This window comes from Mycobacterium sp. (genome assembly GCF_035506235.1).
Taxonomy (GTDB): domain Bacteria; phylum Actinomycetota; class Actinomycetes; order Mycobacteriales; family Mycobacteriaceae; genus Mycobacterium.
Map to the genome: position 1 here is coordinate 1 of NZ_DATJPU010000274.1, position 3038 is coordinate 3038.

At 67.9% G+C, this 3038-nt stretch carries 1 protein-coding gene; it reads right to left on the reverse strand.

Annotated features, from left to right (window positions below; translation table 11 throughout):
* A partial coding sequence (locus VMD50_RS26140; RefSeq protein WP_325432232.1) for a condensation domain-containing protein occupies positions 1–3038 on the reverse strand: 3038 nt, incomplete at both ends.

Sequence of the window (3038 nt, forward strand, 5' to 3'; positions counted from 1 at the left end):
GAACGACCCCCACCACTGAGCGCCACCGCCCCCGGCGTGCGCGCCACCTGCGCACCAAACAACACCGGAACCGACACCCCCACCACCGGCCTGGCCAACACCGCCCGATTACCCAACCCATCCAACCGAACGTGCTCAGCCCCGTCGAGCACATCAACCGACGACAACCGCCGCCCCGGATCCGCGGTCATCGCCCCCAACACCCACTCCAACCGCCCCACCAACCGCCGCACGCTATCCGCATCGAACACATCGGTGTCGAATTCGATGCCGAAGCTCAGTTCGTCGCCGGGGAGGGCCTTGACCGTCAGCGGGTAGTGGTTGTTCTCTCGGCCGATGATGTCGGTGATGGCCAACCCGTCGGCGCCCGACAACGCGGCGGTGTCGATCGGGTAGTTGACGTAGACGAAAAGGGTGTCGAACAGGCGTTCATGACCGGTGATGCGGTGAATGTCGCGTAGTGCTAGATGCTGGTGTTCCAGCGTGCGGTTGTGGGTGCTTTGTAGCTGGTCAAGCAGGTCGGCGATGGTCGTTGTGGGCGTCATGGTGGCCCGCACCGGCACCGTGTTGAGCAGCAGGCCCACCATCGAATCGGCGCCAGCCAGCTCGGCTGGCCTGCCCGAGACCGCGATGCCGAAGGCGACATCGTGCTGGCCGGTCAACTCGCACAGCAGCTGCGCAAAGGCGCATTGGAGCACGACGTTAACGGTGGTGTGGCATGAGCGCGCCAGTTCGCTAACCGCCCGGGTGGTGTGCTCAGGCAGCCGGAACGATGCAACGCCTTGGCTGCCCGGCCCTAACCGGCCTGGCGGACCCACCAGCGTGGGGGCGTCAAAGCCGGCCAACACCTCGCGCCACGCGGCGCGGGCGGCATCAAGGTCACGACCGGCCAGCCAGGCAATGAAGCTGCGATACGAGGCGGCGGCAGCCAGCCCCTGCCCGTAATAGCCGGCAAATATTTCCCGCAGCAGAATCGGCAGCGACCAACCATCCATCACGATGTGGTGGTTAGTCAGCACAAGCCGATGCCGGTCTGCTGCGGTGCGGATCAACGCCGCCCGAAAGGCCGGCTGGCGGGCGGTGTCGCAGACCGCGGCGCGTTCGGCGGCGCACACGCGCTGAACCTGCTCGTCCGGGTCACCGTCGCCGCCGTCAAGATCGACATACCGCCAGGGCGCTACGGGATCGGCCGGGATGATCTGCACGGGCTCGTCGAACTGTTCGCAGAATCGGGCCGCCAGGTTCGGGTGGCGGGTCAGCACCATTCGCACGGCATCGCGCAGCCGCTGCTGGTCGAGGGCTCCGCTCAACGTGATATCCAGTTGCACCGCATACACGTCGTCGCCGCCTCGCGCGGTGCTGGCGTGAAAGAGGAGTCCCTGCTGCAGGGGGGTCAGCGGCAAAACATCGGCGATTTGATATTGCCGCTGAAGCTCGTCGATCTGCTGCTGGCTCAGCCGGATAAGCGCGAGATCCGACGGCGTCAATCCGCCCCCGCCGCGCCTGACATGCGCGCAGATGCCGGCCAGGGCGTCGAACCACAGCCGGCTCAGCCGGCTGATCTGCGTCCGATCAAGTGCCGAGGGTGCCCACATCCAATCCGCGTTCAGCTGCGGGCCGGTGTCGGTGTCGACGGTGCGGGCGTTCAACTCCACGGTGTGCCCCAGCGGCATGGGCACCGCCGCGGCGGCACCGGCGACCGACCAGCCCTCCGGGCAGAGCCGCCACCCATCGCCGGACTCCTCGGCCGTCGAAGCACCCAGGCGTCCCAGATAGTTGAACCCGATCGGCGGGACGGGCCCGGCCAGGTCGACATCGCTGTTCAGGTAGCGCAGCAACCCATAGGTCAGGGGATCCGGCAACGCGCGAAGCTGCTCCTTGGCGTCCTTGACCACCGCCCCCAGTGCCGCCTCACCGGCCAGCACCTCCGCCCAGGACGGCCCACCGACGGCCAGCGCGACTGGGTATTTGGTGGTGAACCACCCTACGGTGCGCGACAGATCAACGTCGGGGCTTAGTTCTTCCTGCCGCCCGTGGCCCTCCACCTCGATGCCCATCGGCGCGCCGGGGTTGTCCACGAACTGTGCGCACGCCAACCCGAATCCGATCAACAGGATCTCGTGCACCCCGGCATGAAATGCCGCCGGCACCGCACCGAGCAGCATTTGGGTGGTCTCCACATCCAGCGCCGCCGACAGGTGCCCGGCCGTGGCGTACGTGTCCACCGCGGGGCGCACCGCCGGAAGCGCGGCAGGGGCCGCCGCCAGCCTCCGCCACGCGCCCGCTTGCTCCACGACTTGCGGGGCGCGCGCGTGCTCACCCAGCAGCTCCGCCCACCGGGCAAACGACGTCCCGCCCGCTGGCAGCACCACCGGCCGACCGCTGCGGTACTGGGACCAAGCGATGTCGAGATGCTGCAAAAGGATTCGCCAGGAAACCCCGTCGACCGCCAGATGGTGAATGATCACCACCAACCGTCCCGTGGAGGCAACCCACAGCGCGCTGAGCATCACCCCGGCGGCCGGGTTCAGTCGCGACCGCGCCCCCACCAGCGCCTCGTCGGACAACACGTCCACCGAGTGCAGGCACCCACGCGCATCCACCGACCCGGTCTCGGGTACTTCTAGCGACCACCCCCCGGCGCCGTCGTCATCGACGCGGAGCCGCAGCATGGCATGGCGATCCAGCAGGGCCTGCAATAGCACGACCACGTCGGCTTCGGTCACCCCGCTGGGAGCCTGCAGGAGCACCGTCTGGTTGAACTGCTCGACCGCGCCACCCACGCCCTGCAGCGCGCGGATGATCGGGGTGGCCACCACTTGCCCGATGCCCTCATCGATCAGGTCACGCTCATCGTCGGCAACCCCGGCCACCTGTGCCAACTTGGCCACTGTCTGCTCGACGAAAATGTCCTGCGGCCGACACAGCAGGCCGGCAGCACGGGCCCGCGCCACCACTTGCATCGCCAAAATGCTGTCCCCACCCAGCCCGAAGAAGGACTCGTCGACGCCGACGCGCTGGAGTCCGAGTACTTGGGC